This is a genomic window from Novosphingobium sp., assembly GCF_965214355.1.
Taxonomy (GTDB): Bacteria; Pseudomonadota; Alphaproteobacteria; order Sphingomonadales; family Sphingomonadaceae; genus Novosphingobium.
On sequence record NZ_CBDCBI010000002.1, the window covers coordinates 2,009,639 to 2,028,691 of the forward strand.

The following is a 19,053-nucleotide window of genomic DNA, read 5'->3' on the forward strand; positions in this document are numbered from 1 at the left end:
GCTGGATGGATATGGTCGCGGCATTTGTCGCGATGCTGCTGGTCGTCTGGCTGATCGAGCGTCGGCGCCGCGGCAAGGGCAGTGGCCACGCAGATGTCGCAGCGGTTGCGCTGACCGCGTTGTGGTGCCTGCTGTGTTCGGTCTCCGGCGCGCAGAGTGTGGTGGCGACGCTGGGCGAGGTGGCGCGCAATCTGGCGTGGCTGCTGGTCGTGCTCAGGCTGTTTGCGCGCGACCATCGCGATGAAACGGTCAGCCCGGTGCGCCCGGTGCTGGCGGTGCTGGCGCTGGTCGAAACCTTTCAGCTGGCGCTGGTCGTGCTGGTTGTGCGCTTTGCCGATATTCCCGCGGCCGTGACGATGATCGGGCAGTTGTCCGATCTGTTTCACCTGTTGATGACGACCGGCGCGCTGGTGCTGGTGCACAACCTGTATGTCGGCGCGGTGGCGGGGCAACGCGGCGCGGTGCGGTGGAACTGCCTCGCGCTGGCGGTGCTGTGGGGCTATGATCTCAATTATTACACGATAGCGTATCTTGGCCATATGGTGCCTGACGAGCTGGTTGCGCTGCGCGCGCTGGCGCAGGGCGTGGCGGTGGTGATGATCGGCATTGCCGCACGCACCGGCGGCTCGCTGCGACTGTCGCCGTCGCGCACGGTGGCGTTTCAATCGCTCGTGCTGCTGGTCATCGGCATCTATCTGATCGTGATGGTCGGCGCGGCGCAGTCGGTCGCGTGGGCCGGCGGCAATGCCAGCGAGCTGGTGCAACTGGGCTTTGCCTTCGTTACCACCGTGGTGATCATCTCGCTGGTGCCCTCGGCGCGGTTGCGACGCTGGCTCAATGTGGTGCTGGCCAAGCATTTCTTTCAGCATCGCTATGACTACCGCGCCGAATGGCTGCGCTTTGCCCGGACGATCGGGCGGGTCGATGCCAATTCCCTGCCGCTGCATGCGCGCGTGATCCAGGCGGTCGCCGATATTACAGACAGCGCACGCGGGCTGCTGCTGGTGCCCGGCGAAGGCGGAACGCTGGTGCTTGCCGCGCAGTGGCAGTGGCCGACGATGGAACTTCCGGCGACTGCGATGGACCCGCGCGCGCTCGCGTTTCTGGAACGCACCGGGTTTATCGTCGATCTCGACCAGGTGCGCAAAGGAACCGATCACGCCGGCGAAGCCGCCTTGATGCCCGCGTGGATGATCGAGGAACAGGCAGTCTGGGTGCTGGTGCCGCTGCTCCATTTCGAGCGCCTGGTCGGCCTGGTCGTGCTTGGCCGCCCGGCGCTGGCGCGAGAGCTCGACTGGGAAGATTTCGATCTGCTGGGTGTCGTGGGGCAGCAACTGGCGAGTTTCCTGGCCGAACAGACGAGCCACGCGGCTTTGCTCGAAGCGAGCCGGTTTGACGAATTCAATCGTCGCATCGCGTTCGTGATGCACGATATCAAGAACCTGGCGAGCCAGCTGGCGCTGCTGGCGCGCAATGCCGAGCGCCATGCCGACAATCCGGCGTTTCGCGGCGATATGCTGGTGACCCTGCGCAATTCGGCGGACAAGCTCAATGCACTGATCGCACGCCTGTCGCGCTATGGCGCAGGGGCCGTGCCGGTCATCGAACCGGTCGATCTGGGCGACGTCGTGCGCACCGTGGCCGCGCGGTGCAACGTGGCGATCGGGCGCGAACAGGTCTTTGCGATCGATATCGAACCGTGCCGCGTGCTGGCTTCGCGCGAGACGCTGGACCAGGTGCTCAGCCATCTGGTGCAGAACGCGCTCGACGCCACCGACACCGCGCTGGGCGTGTTTCTGGGCACGCGGCTGTACCGCGACCACGAAGGGGCCTGGGGTGTGGTCGAAGTGGTCGACAGCGGATCGGGCATGAGCGCCGATTTCGTGCGCAACCGCCTGTTTACCCCGTTCGTATCGACCAAGCCCGGCGGGTTCGGGATCGGCGCGTTCGAGGCGCGCGAACTGATCACCGCGATGCGCGGCCGGATCGATGTCGAAAGCCGTGAAGGACTGGGCAGCCGGTTTACCGTGCGCCTGCCGCTGGCGCCCGCGCTCGACGTTCCTGACCTGTTACCAGCTTTGAAAGCAGCATCATGAGCTCGATCCAGCAATCGGCCGCCCACCAGGCAAAGTCGCTGCCAAAGCTGCTTATCGTCGAGGACGATCCGGGCCTGCAGGCGCAGTTGAAATGGGCCTATGAGGATTTCGAAGTGTTCGTCGCCGGCGATCGCCAGACTGCGATTGCGCTGTTGCGTTCGGAAGAGCCGGCGGTCGTCACGCTCGATCTTGGCCTGCCGCCGGATCCCGACGGGGTGAGCGAAGGGTTTGCCGTGCTCGACGAGATCATGGCGCTGAAGCCCGATACCAAGGTCATCGTCGCATCGGGCCATGGCGCGCGCGAATCCGCGCAGCGCGCGATCCAGCACGGCGCGTACGATTTCTATGCCAAGCCGGTCGATATCGACACGCTGGGCCTGATCGTGCGCCGCGCGCAGCATGTGGCAAAGCTGGAAACCGAAAATCGCCAGCTGGCGCAGCGTGCGCCGCAGGACAATCGCGTGCTTGGCCGCCTGATCACCGCCGCGCCCGAAATGATCAAGGTCGCGCGCACGATCGAGCGCGTCGCCAACACCAATGTGTCGGTCATGCTGCTGGGCGCAAGCGGCACCGGCAAGGAATTGCTGGCGCGCGGGCTGCACGAGGCATCAGGCCGCGCGCGGGGCGCGTTCGTGGCGATCAATTGCGCCGCGATCCCTGAAAACCTGCTGGAAAGCGAGCTGTTCGGCCACGAAAAGGGCGCGTTTACCGGCGCGGTCAAGATGACCGAGGGCAAGATCGAACAGGCCAGCGGCGGCACGCTGTTCCTCGACGAGGTCGGCGACATTCCCTTGCAGTTGCAGGTCAAGTTGCTGCGGTTCCTGCAGGAGCGCACGATCGAACGCATCGGCGGGCGCCGCGCGATCGAGGTGGATACGCGGATCGTTTGCGCCACGCACCAGAACCTGGAAGCGATGATTGCCGAGGCGCGGTTTCGCGAAGATCTGTATTATCGCCTCGCCGAAATCGTCATCCGCATCCCCGGCCTGTCCGAACGCGCGGGCGATGCGGCGCTGCTCGCGCGCGTATTCCTGACGCGCTATGCGGCGGAAATGAACCCGGCGGTCAAGGGTTTTGCCCCCGATGCGCTGGCCGCGATCGATGGCTGGGGCTGGCCGGGCAATGTCCGCGAGCTGGAAAACCGGCTGAAACGCGCGGTGATCATGGCCGACGGGCGGCTGGTGACGGCGGGCGATCTCGATCTGAGCGAGCCCGAACCCGAGGACCAGACGCTCAACCTGAAATCCGCGCGCGAGACGACCGACCGGCGGATGATCCGCCACGCGCTGTCGCGCAGCGAAGGCAATATCAGCAACACCGCGCGCCTGCTCGGGATCAGCCGGCCGACATTGTACGACTTGCTGAAGCAATATGATCTCCAGCATTGACGCTACTTTTTATGCCTCGTCCGCCCGTTCTTCGCGTCCCCGATGTCATTCCCGCGAACGCGGGAATTCAGGGGTTGCGTCGATGACGACACAAGGGCGCTCCTGCGACCCATGGGCGTGGATCCCCGCGTTCGCTGGGATGACGAAGGGTGGTGGGGCACCCGCATGAGACCGAAATTTGGGAAATTCGTCTTTGCCGCGCTCGCGCTGGCGGGCTCGGCGGTCAGTGCCGGCGATCCGGCGGTGTTTGCCGCGCGCCACGATGCCGACGAGATCGTCGGCAAGGATCCGCTCGCGGCCGAACTGCTGATCCGCAAGGCGATGGCGCGTACGCATGCCGACGATGCGCTGCGGCCCTGGCTGGCGGCGGCGCTGATGAAAAAGGGTGATCTGGTGGCCGCCACCGCCGCGCTTGATGCGGGCGGGTTTACGCCCGATGGCGCGGGTCTGGGCTGGCGCATCCGTGGCCAGATCGCGCTGATCGAAGGGCGCCTGCCGGCAGCTGCGACCGCGTTTGACCAGGCGCTGCGCTTTGCGCCCAACGATGCCGATTTGTGGGTGTCGATTGCCTCGTTGCGGTTTACCAGCGGGCAGCAGGTATTGGCGATTGCGGCGGCGGACCGTGCTGTCGCGCTCGATCCGCGCAATCCGGGCGCGCTGGCGCTGCGCGGGCTGCTGATCCGCGAACAATATGGCCTGGCCGCATCGCTGCCATGGTTCGAGGCCGCGTTGCAGGCCAATCCCGATCAGCCCGCGTTGCTCGATGACTATGCCTCGACACTGGGCGATATGGGGCAATACCGCGCGATGCTGATCGTCGCGCGCAAGCTGGCCGAAGTCGACCCCAAGAGCCAGCGGCCGCGCCTTATGGAGGCGGTGCTGGCCGCGCGCAGTGGACAGACCGATCTCGCGCGATCGATCCTGCAACGCACCGGCACGATGTTTCGCGAGATGCCCGCCGCGATGCTGCTGTCGGGGGTGCTCGAATACCGCGCGGGCAATTTCGACCTGTCGGTCGAAGTGCTGGAGCATCTGGTGCGCGTGCAGCCCGACAATATCGCCGCGCGCCCGGTGCTGGCGCGTGCGCTGGCGGCCAAGGGCGACTGGCGCCGGCTGGCCGATCTGTTCGACGGCGATGTCACGGCATCGCGCGCGGGTCCCGACCTGACCGCGCTGGTCGGGCAGGCCTGGCTGCACCTGGCCGCGCGCGAAAGTGGTGATCGCGCGAAGCAGGACCGCACGCGGGCGCAGGCACTGATGACGCTGGCTGCGACCACTCGGCGACAGGCGGCGGTGCCGCTGGCCAGCGATGGCACGCTGCCGGTGCTGGCGCAGCATTACGCCGAAAATCCGCAAGGCTCGGCCAATGCGGTGCCGTATATCCGCGCGCTGATTGCGGGCCATCAGGCCGATGCGGCGCAAGGCGTGGCGAACAAACTGCGCGACCAGAACACGGGCAATGCCGATGCGCGGATGCTGGCGGGCGATGTTCATATGGCGCACGGCGATGCGCGCGGCGCGCTGGCGGAATACACCAAGGCCGCCGCGATCCGGTTCAACGAAGCGGTGCTGGTGCGCATGGATGCCGGTTTGCGCAGCGTCGGACGCGGCGGGGATGCCGACGGCATGACATCGCGCTATCTGGCGCAAAACCCGCAAAGCGCAGTGGCGATGACGCTGCTGGCAGCGGGCTGGGCGGGCAATCCGGCGCGCAGCCGCGACCTGGCGGTGCTGCGCCGCGCGATGCTGGCGCGCGGTCTAGCCGGCGCGGCGTGACGCCAGCAGCGATAACCCGATCAGCACTGCGCCGACCAGCCCGGTAACGGTCTCGGGCACCGCGATCCGCGCCGAGGCGAGCATGATCGCGCCCAGCGCGATGATCGCCCAGAACGCGCCGTGTTCGAGATAGCGATATTCGCTCAGCGTGCCGTGCCGCACCAGCAGCAGCGTGATCGAGCGTACGAACATCGCGCCGACCGACAGCCCGAGCGCAATGATCACCATATTGTTCGACAGCGCAAACGCGCCGATCACCCCGTCGAAACTGAACGAACTGTCGAGCACATTGAGATAGACGAACCCGCCGAGCCCCGAGCGCACCATTGCGCCCGCCGCGCGGCGCGCCGCCTCCTGCGCTTCGAGCAAGGTCCCGATTGCCTCGACCGCGACATGCGCGATGATCCCGCCAAGCCCCGCCTCGACAAACACCAGGGCGGTCGCATGGGGCAGGGCGAGCGAAACCAGCATCAGCGTCGCCAGCACGATCGCGATGGCCAGCGCGCGGATCGGTGCGAGCGCCGCCAGCGCGCGCTCGATCCAGCCGACCCAGTGCACCGTCTTTGCGCTGTCGAGAAAGAAATCGAGCCCGACCAGCAGCAGGAACGCGCCGCCAAACCCGGCGATCGGAATATGCGCCCCGCTGACGATCGCCTCGTACCGCGCCGGCTGCGTCAACGACAGCGTGAGCGCGTCGATCGGCCCCAACCCCGCCGCCAGCGCGACGATCGCCAGCGGAAACACGATGCGCATGCCGAACACCGCGATCACCATGCCCCAGGTCAGAAACCGGCGTTGCCAGACTTCGTCCATATCGGCGAGCACCGCGGCGTTGACGACCGCATTGTCGAACGACAACGAGATTTCGAGCACCGCCAGCACGACAACGATCCACGCAAAGCTGGCGGTGGCGGCAATGGAATGCGTGTCGAACCAGCCGTACGCGAGCGCGGCGACCAGCGCGATGATGGTGAACACCAGGGACCCGGTGAATTGGCGCAGCAAATCGTATCTCCTGGAATTTACGCAGTCGCGCCGAATTTAACCCGATCGTCGTCCCGGACTTGATCCGGGATCCCGCTGCCTTGGCGACGTCGATGAGAAGAAGAAGCCTGACCCCGGATCAAGTCCGGGGCGACCTGTGGGGTGGGGTTGGCGCGCCGGTTTTGCGGCACGTTCGGGGTGGCGGTGGCACGGGCACTTTCAGATCTTGCGCGGTTGATAGGTCTGTTCAATGCCGGGGAATGTCCTTTGGCGCACGTCTTGGGCATAGCGCGCTGCCGCCGAGCCGATGGTTTCGGCGATGTTCTCGTACACTTTGACAAAGCGCGGTACGCGGTCGAACATGCCGAGCATGTCGTCGGTGACCAGCACCTGGCCATCGCATTGCGCCGACGCGCCGATGCCGATCGCAGGACACGCGATCGCCTGGGTGATGGCGATCGCGATCGGTTCGACCACGCCTTCGATCACCACCGCAAATGCGCCGGCGGTATCCAGCGCGCGGGCATCGGCCAGGATCGTTTCGGCTTCCGCGTCGCTGCGTCCGCGCGCGTTGTAGCCGCCCAGCACATTGACGGCCTGCGGGGTCAGCCCGACATGGCCCATCACCGGAATGCCCCGGCGGATCAGGAACGCGACGGTGGCCGCCATCGCTTCGCCGCCCTCCAGCTTGACCCCGGCGCACCCGGTTTCCTTCATGATCCGCGCGGCGCTGGCGAACGCGATTTCGGGCGAAGCCTCGTATGTGCCGAATGGCATGTCGACGATCACCGCGGCGTGATAGCTGCCGCGCACCACGGCGGCGCCATGCGCGATCATCATGTCCAGCGTCACCGGCACGCTCGATGCCAGGCCATAGATAACCTGACCCAGCGAATCCCCGACCAGCAGCAGATCGCAATGCGCATCGAGCAATTGCGCCTGCCGCGCGGTATACGCGGTCAGCATCACGATCGGCATCTGCGTCGTGCCATCGACCTTGCGCTGGCGCACTTCGGGCACGGTCAGTCGTTTCATCGGCGCGGGCGTCGGGTTTGCCCGGCTGGTCGATGTATCGAGCTGAAACGTCGTGGACATGGTCTTTTCCTGTGGGATTGCGATCCGGCTCACAGTGGTCGGGGGTTTTTGCATGGCGCACAAGGGCATTTGCGCATCCGCTTGACCAAAAAGCGCTTTGCCGCGCGCGTGCGTACGTCTAGCGTCGGTCAATTAACCTGGTTTCCGTTGCAACCAGGTCCGGCCAAGGCGTGCCCCAGGGTGGGTGGGCGCTGTTGTGGCCGGGCGATCTGCAATGGGCCACGGCGGGAGAAATCAATGTTTGGTCGCGTCAAATCACTCGACGCCATTCTAGCGACGGCCGAGAAAAAGTCGCTGCATCGTACACTCGGCGCATTCCAGTTGACCATGCTCGGCGTGGGCGCGGTGATCGGCACCGGCATCTTCGTACTGACCGCAGAGGCCGCGCAAAAGGCGGGGCCGGGCATGATGCTCAGCTTTGTCATCGCCGGGTTCGTCTGCGCAGTGGCGGCGCTGTGCTATGCCGAAATGGCCGCGATGGTCCCGGTTTCGGGATCGGCCTATACCTACAGCTATGCCGTGATGGGCGAGCTGGTCGCGTGGATGGTCGGCTGGGCGCTGATCCTGGAATACGCGATTGCGGCCGGTGCGGTTTCGGTCGGGTGGTCCGGCTATATGATCGGGTTTATCCAGAATACATTCCATGTCGTTGTCCCGCTGGCGTATATCCGCGGGCCGTTCGATGGCGGGATCATCAATATGCCGGCCATGGCGATCGCGGCGGTGATCACCTGGCTGCTGGTGCTGGGCACGAAGGAAAGCGCGACGGTCAATGCGGTGCTGGTGGCGATCAAGATCGCCGCGCTGACGCTGTTTGTCGCGCTGACGCTGCCGGTGATCCGCTCGGGCCATTTCACGCCGTTTGCGCCGGTCGGGTTTACCGGGATTTCGGGGGCTGCGGCGTCGATCTTTTTCGCTTACGTCGGGTTTGACGCGGTTTCCACTGCGGCCGAGGAAACCACCAATCCGCAGCGCAACATGCCGATCGGCCTGATCGGCAGCCTGGCGATCTGTACGGTGTTCTACATGTTGGTTGCCGCAGGGGTCATCGGCACGGTCGGCGCGCAGCCGATGTTCGGCCCGGGGCATGTCGCGCTCGAACCAGGCACGCCCGCGATGTCGCATGCGTGTTCGCTGATCCAGGACAACGCGGTCGTGTGTTCGAAGGAAGCACTGGCGTGGACGTTGCGCCAGGTCGGGCATCCGTTCGTGGGCTGGCTGGTCGGGGCTGCGGCGATCCTTGCGCTGCCATCGGTCATCCTGATGATGATGTTTGGCCAGACGCGCATTTTCTTCGTCATGAGCCGCGACGGGCTGTTGCCTGAATTCTTTTCCAAGGTGCACCCCAGATTTCACACCCCGTATGTGATCACGATTCTGACGGGCGTGTTCGTGGCATTGTTCGCGGCATTTTTTCCGGTCGGTTTGCTGGCAGATGTGTCCAATTCCGGGACATTGTTTGCGTTTGCCGCCGTGTCGATCGCGGTGATGGTCTTGCGCCGCACCGATGCCAACCGCGTCCGCCCATTCCGCACGCCGGGGGTATGGGTTATCGCGCCGATCTCGATCGCGGGCTGTATCTATCTGTTTTTCAGCCTTTCATTGGCAACGATGGAGCTGTTTGTGGGCTGGGCGGCAATCGGGCTGGTGGTCTATTACGCCTATAGCCGTAGCCGCAGCTATGTCGGACGCGGGATCACCGACGAATAAGCTTGTGCCGATTTGACACCGTGGTGGGCCGGAAACGCGGGGGCGTTTTCCGGCCCATTCCATATCCGCCTATTGCGCGATCGGAAAATGAGAACATAATAAGAACATGATCCGAATCGCCTCCTCTAAAATCCTCCCCGGAACGGGGAGGGGGACCGCGCGCAGCGTGGTGGAGGGGCGTTTCCCTACAGGCATCGCTCACGCAGACGTACTGAACGAAGCGCGCGAGTACGCGTCAGACAGGCCTGTCGTTGTTCCCTTGCGTCATGAGGCAACGCCCCTCCACCACGTCCCAAAGAAAGAGGGGCGCGGTCCCCCTCCCCGTTCCGGGGAGGATAACAGATGCCTGCACACCGAACTGTTCGCCTCGGCCGACGAGGCCGGCGGGGCCGCGCTGGCGCTGGCATTTGCGCATGTGCCTAATGACCATCGCCCGTGGCTGTGGGTGCAGGACAAGACCGCGATCCGCCTGTCGGGCCGGCCGTATCGTCCGGGCTTGCCCCGATCCTTGCGCCACCGGCTGATCCATGTCGCCGCCGACAAGGCGCAGGACGCGCTGTTTGCCATGGAAGAAGGGCTGCGCTGCCGCGACCTGGCATTCGTCATCGGCGAAATCGCGGGCAATCCGGCAGCGCTCGATTTTACCGCCTCGCGCCGGTTGAGCCTGGTTTCCACAAAGCATGGCGTGCCGCTGTGGCTGGTGCGGCTGGCGGCGCGCCACGATCTGGGCTCGGCACGGATGCGCTGGGACGTCGTCTCTGCGCCCAGTCCGCCGCCGCAATGGAATACCCAGGCGCCAGGCGATCCGCGCTGGCAGGCCGATCTGTTCCGCGCGCACACCTTTCAACCCGGTCAATGGATGCTTGGTCATGACGGACAGCACGAAGACTTGCGCGTCTTCACGCCGGATCATGGCGGTGTGGTTTCCGGCACTGCCGATCGATCGCTGGTGCCTGAACAACAGACGGCTTGAAAAGGGGCCGCCTGACGACGAACCCTTTGTGCTGGCCGGCGAAACCGCACATGGCCCGCGCATCACTGCCGTGTCCAGACCGGCGCGGCAGGCCGGCGCGCGTGTCGGCGTGCTGCTTGCCGATGCGCGCGCGGTCGCGCCCGGGCTGATCGTCTATCCGGCCGATCCGGCGGCCGACCGCGCCTTGCTCGAAACGCTGGCGCTGTGGGCGCAGCAATGGGGGCCGTGGTCTGCGCTCGACGCGCCCGATGGCCTGATCATCGATGTGACGGGCGTGCCGCATCTGTTCGGCGGCGAGACGGCGATGATGGCCGATGCGGGAACGCGCTTTGCCGCGCGCGGGCTGTCGGTGCGGCTGGGCATTGCGCCGACCGCCGGCGCGGCCTGGGCGATTGCGCATCATGGCGCCGATCATGGCACGCTGCCCCCCGATGCCGATCCGCTGGTGGCGCTGGCCGGTCTGCCGGTGGCGGCGCTGCGGCTTGACCAGCCGGTCGTGCTGCTGCTCGAACGGCTGGGGCTCAAGCGCATTGGCGATCTGGCGCAGGTCGGCCGCGCCGCGCTCGCGCGCCGGTTTCGCGACCGGCGCTCGCCAGTGGCCAATCCGTTGATCCGGCTGGATCAGATGGCCGGGCGCGTGCCCGAACCGATCCTGCCGGTGCAGGCCGTACCCGTGCCGATGGTCCAGCGCCGGCTGATGGAGCCGATCCGCCACCGCACGCTGCTCGACCGCGTGGTCGACGATCTGGCGACCGCGCTCGCACGCCTGCTGGAGGCAGGCGGGCAGGGCGCACGCCGGATCGAACTGGGCCTGTGGAAAGTCGATGGCGATGTGCTGGTGCGCCGGATCGAGCTGGCTGCGGCCACGCGCGATCCTGTGCATATCGCGCGGCTGTTTGCCGATCGGCTGGAGGATTGCGACGCCGGCTTCGGCTTCGAACTGGTGCGCCTGTCCGCGCCCTGGGCGCAGCCACTTGCGCTGACGCAGGATGACCTCGAGACAGCTGCGGCCACACACGGCACCAGCCTGGCGGCGTGTCTCGACCGGCTGACCGTGCGGCTGGGCAGCGACGCGGTCGCGATGCCGGTGCCGCGCGCCAGCCACATGCCCGAGCGTGCGCAACGCTGGGTGGCGCCCGATCCGGCATTGATCGTTCAGGAAGAGCTGGCGCTTCATCCGCGCCCGCTAAAACTGCTCGACCGCGCCGAGCCGATCGCGGTGATCTATGAAGCGCCCGATGGCCTGCCCCGCGTGTTCCGCTGGCGCGGCCACGTCCACGAGATCACCCGCGCTGCCGGCCCCGAACGCATCGCGCCCGAATGGTGGCGCGAAAAGGGCGGCGCACGGCTGCGCGACTATTACCGTATCGAAGACAGCAAAGGCCGCCGCTACTGGATTTTTCGTCGCGGATTGCCCGACGACGGGCGCGGCGGCATGCCCGAGTGGTTTCTGCAGGGGATGTGCGGGTAGGTACATCACCGCCCATAAACCTCCGACACCGATGCGATGCGTCATGCATCGACGCCCGGCACGATCTAGGCCTGTGCCATGGGCACCACAGCGAACAGACCCCGGATCGAATGGCTCGATATCGCCAGAGGCATGGGCATCGTGCTCGTCGTCGCCGGCCATGCCGAACGCGGGCTGGTCTCCGCAAACATCGCGCGCGCGCCGGTCTGGCATTGGTTCGACCTGGGGCTCTACACCTTTCACATGCCGCTGTTCATGCTGCTGGCCGGGCTGAACGTCACAGCATCGCTGCAACGCGGGCGCCGTGGGTTCCTGCAGTCCAAGGCCTGGACGATCGCGTGGCCTTATGTGCTGTGGTCGCTGGTGCAGGGCACTTTGCTGGTGCTGCTGTCGGGCATGACCAATGGCAAGGGGGACTGGTCGGCGCTGAGCAAGATCGGCTGGCAGCCGATTTCGCCATTCTGGTTCCTTTATGCGCTGATGATTTACATGGTGGTCGTCAGCTTTGTCGGTGTGCGCGCGCGTATCCTCGTGCCACTGGCGCTGGCCGGGATGATCGCCAGCCACTTTCTCGATGGCGATGCGATCGGGCATCAGATCTGTTATCAGGCGGTGTTTTTCGTGGCGGGCGCGCTGGGCGCATCGCGGATCAGGGCGCTGCCGGCCCATGCGCTGCTGCTCGCGCTATTTGCCGTGCTGTGGTGCGCCGCATTCGTGCTGATGCCGCACGGCGGGGCGACGCCGTATCTGAAACCCGCCGCCTTGCCTGCCGCCACCTGCGGCATCGCCTTCATGCTGGTGCTGGCGCGCATAGCGGCGGGCAGTGTGATGCAACCGCTGTTCCTGCGTCTCGGCCGCGCGTCGATGACAATCTACGTCATGCACATCCTGGGCACGGCCGGCGCGCGGATCGTGTTGACACGGCTGCATATCCCGCAACAGCCGCTCGTCTACTGGATCGCATGCACGGCGGTGGGGCTGGGCGTGCCTTTGCTCATTCACGAATTTCTCTCACGCCACGGCGGGCTGGCGCCGCTCGGCCTTGCTCCGCGCAAACGGCCGGCGCTGCGCTATGCCCCAACGGTAATCCGGCTGGCCTGAGCGGTTTTTCCGGCGGTCTCCCTTTTGGCCACTGGTATATGCGACGTTTGGAACATATATAGAACACATGACTCAGCTGACGACGATGGAAAAACTCGGGGTTCTGGCCGATGCGGCCAAATACGACGCCTCCTGCGCGTCATCGGGCACGAGCAAGCGCGACAGCCGAAACGGCAAAGGCATCGGATCGACCGAAGGCTCCGGCATCTGTCATGCCTATGCGCCAGATGGCCGGTGTATCTCGCTGCTGAAAATCCTGCTGACCAACCACTGCATTTTCGACTGCCATTACTGCATCAACCGCAAGAGCTCGAATGTGCGCCGCGCACGGTTTTCGCCGCAGGAGGTCGCCGACCTGACGCTGTCGTTCTATCGCCGCAATTATATCGAGGGCCTTTTTCTGTCATCGGGCATCATCAAGAGCTCCAGCCACACGATGGAACAGATGATCGAGGCGGCGCGGATCCTGCGCGAAGAACACCAGTTTCGCGGCTATATTCACCTCAAGACGATCCCCGAGGCCGATCCCGAACTGGTCCGCCGCGCCGGGTTGTTTGCCGATCGCGTGTCGATCAATGTCGAATTGCCCACCGTCGCCGGCCTGACCCGCCTGGCCCCCGACAAATCGGTGCCAGTGATCGAAGGCGCGATGAATGTGATCCAGGATGCGATTGTGGAAACGCGCGATGCCAAGCGCCATTTCCGCAACGCGCCGAAATTTGCGCCCGCGGGCCAGTCGACGCAGATGATCATCGGTGCCGATGCCGCCAGCGACGCCGATATCATCACGCGTTCGTCCGGGCTCTATGGCCGGTTTGGTTTGCGCCGCGTGTACTATTCGGCGTTCAGCCCGATCCCCGATGCCAGCGCGGTGCTGCCGCTCAAACGCCCACCGCTGATGCGCGAACACCGGCTATATCAATCCGACTGGCTGATGCGGTTTTACGGCTATCGCGCCGATGAAGTAAACGCCGCGGCCGATCCAGGCGGAATGCTGCCGCTCGATATCGATCCGAAACTGGCCTTCGCGCTGAAATTCCGCGACCGCTTTCCGGTCGATGTCAATCGTGCCGCGCGCGAAACGCTGCTGCGCGTGCCGGGGCTGGGCGTGCGCGCGGTTAATGCCATCCTGTCGGCGCGGCGCCTGCGCCTGCTGCGGCTCGAAGACATCGCGCGGCTGACCGTGTCGCTGATCAAGGTGCGCCCGTTCATCATCGCTGCCGACTGGCGCCCGGTGATGCTGGCCGACCGGGCAGATCTGCGCAGTGTGGTTGCACCGCGCGGGGGGGAGCAGCTTGAGCTGTTCGGGGCGTGAAGGGCAGAATCCTCCCCGGGACGGGGAGGGGGACCACGCGAAGCAGTGGTGGAGGGGCAGTGCCTCATGGCGATAACTTCGCGAAGACGCGCCAGGCAGACAGTGCATCATCGCGCGGTGTGCGTCGTGAGGCACCGCCCCTCCACCACCCTGCGGGCGGTCCCCCTCCCCGTGCCGGGGAGGATTTCTTGCAATGACCGCGCTCTATCGCGTGCCGATCGCGGCGCATGATGATTTCGAAGGCTGGCGCGACAGCGCGCGGCGGCTGATCCAGGCCGGCATTGCGCCCGACCGGGTGGGTTGGGCTCTGCCTGGCGCAGCGGCAGGCGATCTGTTCGATGCCGAAGTCGGCCCGCCGCCGCCGACGCCCGCCGGCACGCCGCCCGTGCGCGCCTCGCGCGGCTATATCGAACTGGCGCAAAGCGCAGCGCTCCACGCCGATCCGGCGCGGTTCGATCTGCTGTACCGGGTGTTGTGGCGCCTGCAATCGGCGCCCCGGCTGATGGAAGACCGCGCTGATCCCGATGTGCGCGCGATGGATGCGCTGGCCCGCGTGGTCCGGCGCGATATCCACAAGATGCGCGCATTCGTGCGGTTTCGCGTGATCGAATGCCCGGAGGTGGACCAGTATGTCGCGTGGTTCGAACCCGGGCACCATATCCTGGCGGCCAACGCGGGATTTTTCGTGCGCCGGTTTGCCGCGATGCGCTGGTCGATCCTTACGCCGCTGGGTGCGTTGCACTGGGATGGCGAAGTGCTGCACCAGGGCCCGCCGGCGAACCGCAGCGATGTGCCGGGTGGCGATCCGGCCGAGGACTTGTGGCGCACCTATTACGCCGCGATCTTCAACCCCGCGCGGCTGAAAGTCGATGCGATGGTCAAGGAAATGCCGCGGCGTTACTGGAAAAACCTGCCCGAGGCGGACCTGATCCCCGAACTGATCGCGCAGGCGCAGGCACGCGAAGCATCGATGATCGCGCTTGGCGGCGAAGAGATGGGCCGCCCGCCCGAAACGCTGGCGGCGCTGAATGACGCGGTATCGGCATGCCGGCGCTGCGCCATCGGCTGTAACGGCACGCGCGCGGTGCCGGGCGAGGGGGCATCGCCCGCCGCGCTGATGATCGTTGGCGAACAGCCGGGCGATACCGAGGAACGCACCGGGCGGCCGTTCGTCGGCCCCGCCGGGCAGGTGCTGCGCGATCACGCGCGGCGCGCCGGCATCGACCTGGCGACCGCGCGGCTGACCAATGCGGTGCGCCATTTCCGCCATACCCAGCAAGGCAAGCGGCGGCTGCATCAGACTCCGCAGGCGCGCGAAATCGATACCTGCCGCTGGTGGCTCGATGCGGAACGCGCGCTTGTTCGGCCCCGGCTGATCGTCGCGCTCGGCGCCAGCGCGGCGCGCGGCATCCTGGGGCGCACGGTCGGGGTGCAGCAGGAGCGCGGAAAACTGCTGCCGCTCGATCACGGCGCGCAATTGTTGATCACGACGCATCCCAGCTATCTGCTGCGGCTGGGCGATACGACGCGCGCCGAAGAGGAAGTGCGGTTTGCCGCCGATCTCGCTTTGGCCAAGCGGCACCTGGGCGAATGATCCGCGATGCCCGAAGCCGCGCTCACTCCTGCCCGCCGTCATGTCGCATCCGATGGCCCATCCGGTCCATTGGCCCGTGCGGATTTCGTCGAACTTGGTTTGATGAGCTGTTTCTCGTTTCTGCGCGGCGCGTCGGACCCGGTCGACCTCGTCACCGCCGCCCGCGCGTTGGGCTACGACGCTGTCGGGATTGCCGATGTCAATTCGATGGCCGGGGTGGTGCGGTTTCATGTCGAGGCGCTGGAACTCGGGTTGCGACCGGTCATCGGCTGCCGGATCGAAACGATCGAGGGACTGGCGTTCCTGGCATATCCGCATGACCGCGCGGGGTATGGGCGGCTGTGCCGCCTGATTTCGGCCGGGCGCATGGCGACGCCCGAGGGTGAGTGGCAGGAAAAAGGGCGATGCGACATCACGCTGGCGATGCTGGCGGCACACAGCGAAGGCATGACGCTGGTGCTGATCCCGCCGCGCGATCTGGATCAGGTCCTGACGATCACGATACCGGGCAACGTGATGCCGTTACCCACAGGTCATCCACGCCCGGCGCGCCTGTTGTCCACCGATATTGCCGGGATTATCGCCCATCTTGTCCACAGCCTGCGAGGTCTGCGCCATGTCGCGGCGGGGTATATCCATCGCGGCGATGATGTGGCGCGGATCAATGCGATCGACGCGATGGCGCGCAGCGCCGGCCTGACGATCCTGGCGACCAACGATGTCCTGTATGCCGAGGCAGCGCGGCGCCCGCTGCACGATGTGATGACCGCGATCCGCCACAAATGCACCGTTGCCAGTGCCGGCCACTGGCTGGAACCGAATTCCGAACGCCATCTGAAATCGCCCGAAGCGATGGCGCGGCTGTTCGATCGCTGGCCCCATGCGCTGGTCGCCGCGCGTGCGTTGGCCGATCGCTGCACCTTTGCGCTGATCGAGCTCAGCTATGAATATCCCGAGGAAATCTGCCCCCCGGGCCGCGACCCGCAAAGCTGGCTTGACGAACAGACGTGGATCGGCGCGAAGGGACGCTATCCCGCCGGCGTCCCCGAAAAAGTGGCAGAGACCTTGCGGCGCGAGCTCGCGCTGATCGCACAGCTGAATCTGCCGGCCTATTTCCTGACGATCAAGGACATCGTCGATTTCGCGCGGGGGCAAAACCCGCCGATCCTGTGCCAGGGGCGAGGCTCTGCAGCCAATTCGGCAGTGTGCTATTGCCTGGGCATCACCGCGGTCGATCCCGACAAGCACGCGCTGCTGTTCGACCGGTTCATTTCCGAAGAGCGCAAGGAACCGCCCGATATCGATGTCGATTTCGAACACGAACGGCGCGAAGAGGTCATCCAGTACATCTATCGCCGCTATGGCCGCCACCGCGCGGGCCTGTGCGCGACGGTCATCCACTATCGCCCGCGCATGGCGATCCGCGAAGTGGGCAAGGCAATGGGCCTGACCGAGGATGTGACCGGCGCGCTCGCGCGCACCGTCTGGGGCAGCTGGGGCACCGATCTGGCGGAAAACAATGTGGCGCAGGCCGGGCTCGATCTGTCCGACCCGCATTTGCGCCGGGTGATCCGGCTGGCCGAACAGATGATCGGCATGCCCCGCCATCTGTCGCAGCATGTCGGCGGGTTCATCCTGACGCGCGACTGGCTGATCGAAACCGTGCCCGTCGGCAATGGCGCGATGCCCGATCGCAGCTTTATCGAATGGGACAAGGATGACATCGACGCGCTGGGCATTCTGAAAGTCGATGTCCTGGCACTGGGGATGCTGACCTGCATCCGCAAATGCCTCGATCTGCTGGGCGCGCATCATGGCCGCGACCTGACCCTGGCGACGGTCCCGCGCGAGGATCCGGCGGTCTACGACATGTTGTGCCGGGGCGATTCGCTCGGCGTGTTCCAGGTCGAAAGCCGCGCGCAGATGAACATGCTGCCGCGCCTGCGTCCGCGCGAATTCTATGATCTGGTGGTGCAGGTCGCGATCGTGCGTCCCGGGCCCATCCAGGGTGACATGGTGCACCCCTATCTGAAACGGCGGCGCGGCGACGAGCCGGTCGTGATCCCCGCGCCCGATCCGCGCCACGGCCCGCCCGACGAGCTGACCTCGATCCTGGGGCGTACCTATGGCGTGCCGATTTTCCAGGAACAGGCGATGAAGATCGCGCTCGATGCGGCGAAATTCACAGGGCTGGAGGCCAACCAGCTGCGCAAGGCGATGGCGACATTCCGCAGCCGGGGCATGGTCGACGCGCTGGAAGAGCTGATGGTCGGGCGGATGATCGATCGCGGCTATGATCCCGATTTTGCCGGGCGCTGTTTCAACCAGATCAAGGGCTTTGGCGAATACGGCTTTCCCGAAAGCCACGCGGCCAGCTTTGCGCTGCTGGTCTATGTGTCTAGCTGGCTGAAATGCCATTACCCGGCGGCGTTTGCCTGCGGGTTGCTCAATTCGCAGCCGATGGGATTTTACGCGCCGGCGCAGATCGTGCGTGATGCGCGCGATCACGGCGTTGTCGTGCATGGCCCCGATGTCAACCACAGCGAATGGGATTGCACGCTGGAGGATGGCGGCACGGCGCTGCGGCTCGGGCTGCGGCAGATCGACGGGTTTTCCGAAATCCACGCGGTTGCTTTGATCGCCGCGCGCCAGCACGAGGGCGCATATGGCGATCTGGGCGATCTGCGCGCGCGGGCGGGGCTGTCGCCGGCGGTGATCGAGCGGCTGGCGGCGGCCGATGCGTTCGAATCGATCGGCATCTCGCGGCGCGAGGCGCTGTGGCACGCGCGCAGCCTGATCGCGGCGCCCGATCTGCCGCTGTTTGCCGCGATGGGCGCGCGCGACGAAGGCGCAGAAGCAGTGCGCACGCGCCTGCCGGTGATGCCCGCGAGCGAAGAGGTGGTGGCTGATTACCAGACCCTTCGCCTGTCGCTGAAGGCGCATCCGATGGCGTTTCTGCGCCCGCGCCTGGCCGAGCGCGGGTTTGTGCGCGCATGCGACCTGCGCGGCCGCAAGAGCCACGCGATGATCCATGTGGCCGGCGTCGTGCTGGTGCGCCAGCAACCGGGCAGCGCGAAGGGGGTGTGCTTCATCACGCTGGAGGATGAAACCGGGGTGATCAACCTGGTGATATGGCCCGATCTCAAGCAGAAACAGCGCAAGGTGGTGATGGGCGCGCGCCTGATGGAAGTGCGCGGCCGGGTCGAATACGACGAGGAAGTGGTGCATGTGATCGCCGCGCATATGACCGATGCCAGTGATGAACTGGCCCGGCTGTCGGATGAAACGTTCCGTCTGACGCTGGCGAATGCGGACCTGGTGGGCAGTTTGCATGCCGCGCCGTCGCACCGCCATCCGCGCGATGTGCGGGTTATTCCCAAGTCACGCGATTTTCATTGACGAGCGGGCAGGTGGGCCGACCAGGAGAGGCGGCTGAAGCGGCCTTGCCTATCCGACCTTTCAGTCGTCGTCCCGGACTTGATCCGGGACCAGGCTTTTTTGGGCGCAACAATGGAAACGAAGAAGAAGCCTAACCCCGGATCAAGTCCGG

The 19,053-nt window shown here is 65.7% G+C and carries 12 protein-coding genes; 10 read left to right on the forward strand and 2 right to left on the reverse strand.

The genetic code is table 11. The features are described from left to right. The first annotated feature begins 5 nt into the window (after nt 1-5). The 3 genes from prsK (at nt 6) to ACOOE2_RS09610 (ending at nt 5,260) form a co-directional block, all read left to right on the forward strand. The gene (gene prsK / locus ACOOE2_RS09600; RefSeq protein WP_420382789.1) at nt 6-2,096 is read left to right on the forward strand and encodes an XrtA/PEP-CTERM system histidine kinase PrsK; all 2,091 of its coding nucleotides are present in this window, start codon (nt 6-8) and stop codon (nt 2,094-2,096) included. After that, a complete protein-coding gene (gene prsR, locus ACOOE2_RS09605) occupies nt 2,093-3,484 on the forward strand; it encodes a PEP-CTERM-box response regulator transcription factor (RefSeq protein WP_420382790.1) in 1,392 nt (463 codons plus the stop codon). Before prsK ends, prsR begins: the two co-directional genes overlap by 4 nt. Before the next feature lie 165 nt (nt 3,485-3,649). After that, nucleotides 3,650-5,260, forward strand: a complete 1,611-nt coding sequence (locus ACOOE2_RS09610; RefSeq protein WP_420382791.1) for a tetratricopeptide repeat protein — start codon at nt 3,650-3,652, stop codon at nt 5,258-5,260. On the opposite strand, the gene ACOOE2_RS09615 is transcribed toward ACOOE2_RS09610, so the two are convergent. After that, a complete protein-coding gene (locus tag ACOOE2_RS09615; RefSeq protein WP_420382792.1) occupies nt 5,243-6,265 on the reverse strand; it encodes a DUF475 domain-containing protein in 1,023 nt (340 codons plus the stop codon). The two genes, ACOOE2_RS09610 and ACOOE2_RS09615, sit on opposite strands and share 18 nt — an antisense overlap. A 198-nt stretch (nt 6,266-6,463) precedes the next feature. Continuing rightward, a complete protein-coding gene (gene panB, locus ACOOE2_RS09620; RefSeq protein ID WP_420382793.1) occupies nt 6,464-7,339 on the reverse strand; it encodes a 3-methyl-2-oxobutanoate hydroxymethyltransferase in 876 nt (291 codons plus the stop codon). Nucleotides 7,340-7,576: 237 nt separating this feature from the next. Between panB and ACOOE2_RS09625 the strand changes: the two genes are divergently transcribed. The 7 genes from ACOOE2_RS09625 to ACOOE2_RS09655 all read left to right on the forward strand — a co-directional run bounded on the left by ACOOE2_RS09625 (nt 7,577) and on the right by ACOOE2_RS09655 (nt 18,902). Beyond that, on the forward strand, nt 7,577-9,049 hold the full coding sequence (locus ACOOE2_RS09625) for an amino acid permease (RefSeq protein WP_420382794.1): 1,473 nt from the start codon (nt 7,577-7,579) through the stop codon (nt 9,047-9,049). Between the two features lie 415 nt (nt 9,050-9,464). After that, complete coding sequence (locus tag ACOOE2_RS09630; protein ID WP_420382795.1) at nt 9,465-10,022, forward strand: hypothetical protein; 558 nt, start codon at nt 9,465-9,467, stop codon at nt 10,020-10,022. Then, nucleotides 9,919-11,493 carry a DUF6504 family protein gene (locus ACOOE2_RS09635; RefSeq protein ID WP_420382796.1) on the forward strand — a complete coding sequence of 525 codons (1,575 nt, stop codon included), beginning with the start codon at nt 9,919-9,921 and terminating at the stop codon, nt 11,491-11,493. The genes ACOOE2_RS09630 and ACOOE2_RS09635 overlap by 104 nt, the downstream gene beginning before the upstream one ends. Before the next feature lie 78 nt (nt 11,494-11,571). Then, nucleotides 11,572-12,594, forward strand: coding sequence for an acyltransferase family protein (locus tag ACOOE2_RS09640; protein ID WP_420382797.1), 1,023 nt, complete (start codon nt 11,572-11,574; stop codon nt 12,592-12,594). A gap of 67 nt (nt 12,595-12,661) precedes the next feature. Beyond that, nucleotides 12,662-13,909 carry a putative DNA modification/repair radical SAM protein gene (locus ACOOE2_RS09645; protein ID WP_420382798.1) on the forward strand — a complete coding sequence of 416 codons (1,248 nt, stop codon included), beginning with the start codon at nt 12,662-12,664 and terminating at the stop codon, nt 13,907-13,909. 193 nt (nt 13,910-14,102) lie between these two features. Further along, nucleotides 14,103-15,503 (forward strand): UdgX family uracil-DNA binding protein, encoded by a 1,401-nt coding sequence (locus tag ACOOE2_RS09650; RefSeq protein WP_420382799.1) that lies wholly within the window; start codon nt 14,103-14,105, stop codon nt 15,501-15,503. A 6-nt stretch (nt 15,504-15,509) separates the two neighbouring features. Further along, nucleotides 15,510-18,902 carry an error-prone DNA polymerase gene (locus ACOOE2_RS09655; RefSeq protein ID WP_420382800.1) on the forward strand — a complete coding sequence of 1,131 codons (3,393 nt, stop codon included), beginning with the start codon at nt 15,510-15,512 and terminating at the stop codon, nt 18,900-18,902. The last annotated feature ends 151 nt before the right edge of the window (nt 18,903-19,053 follow it).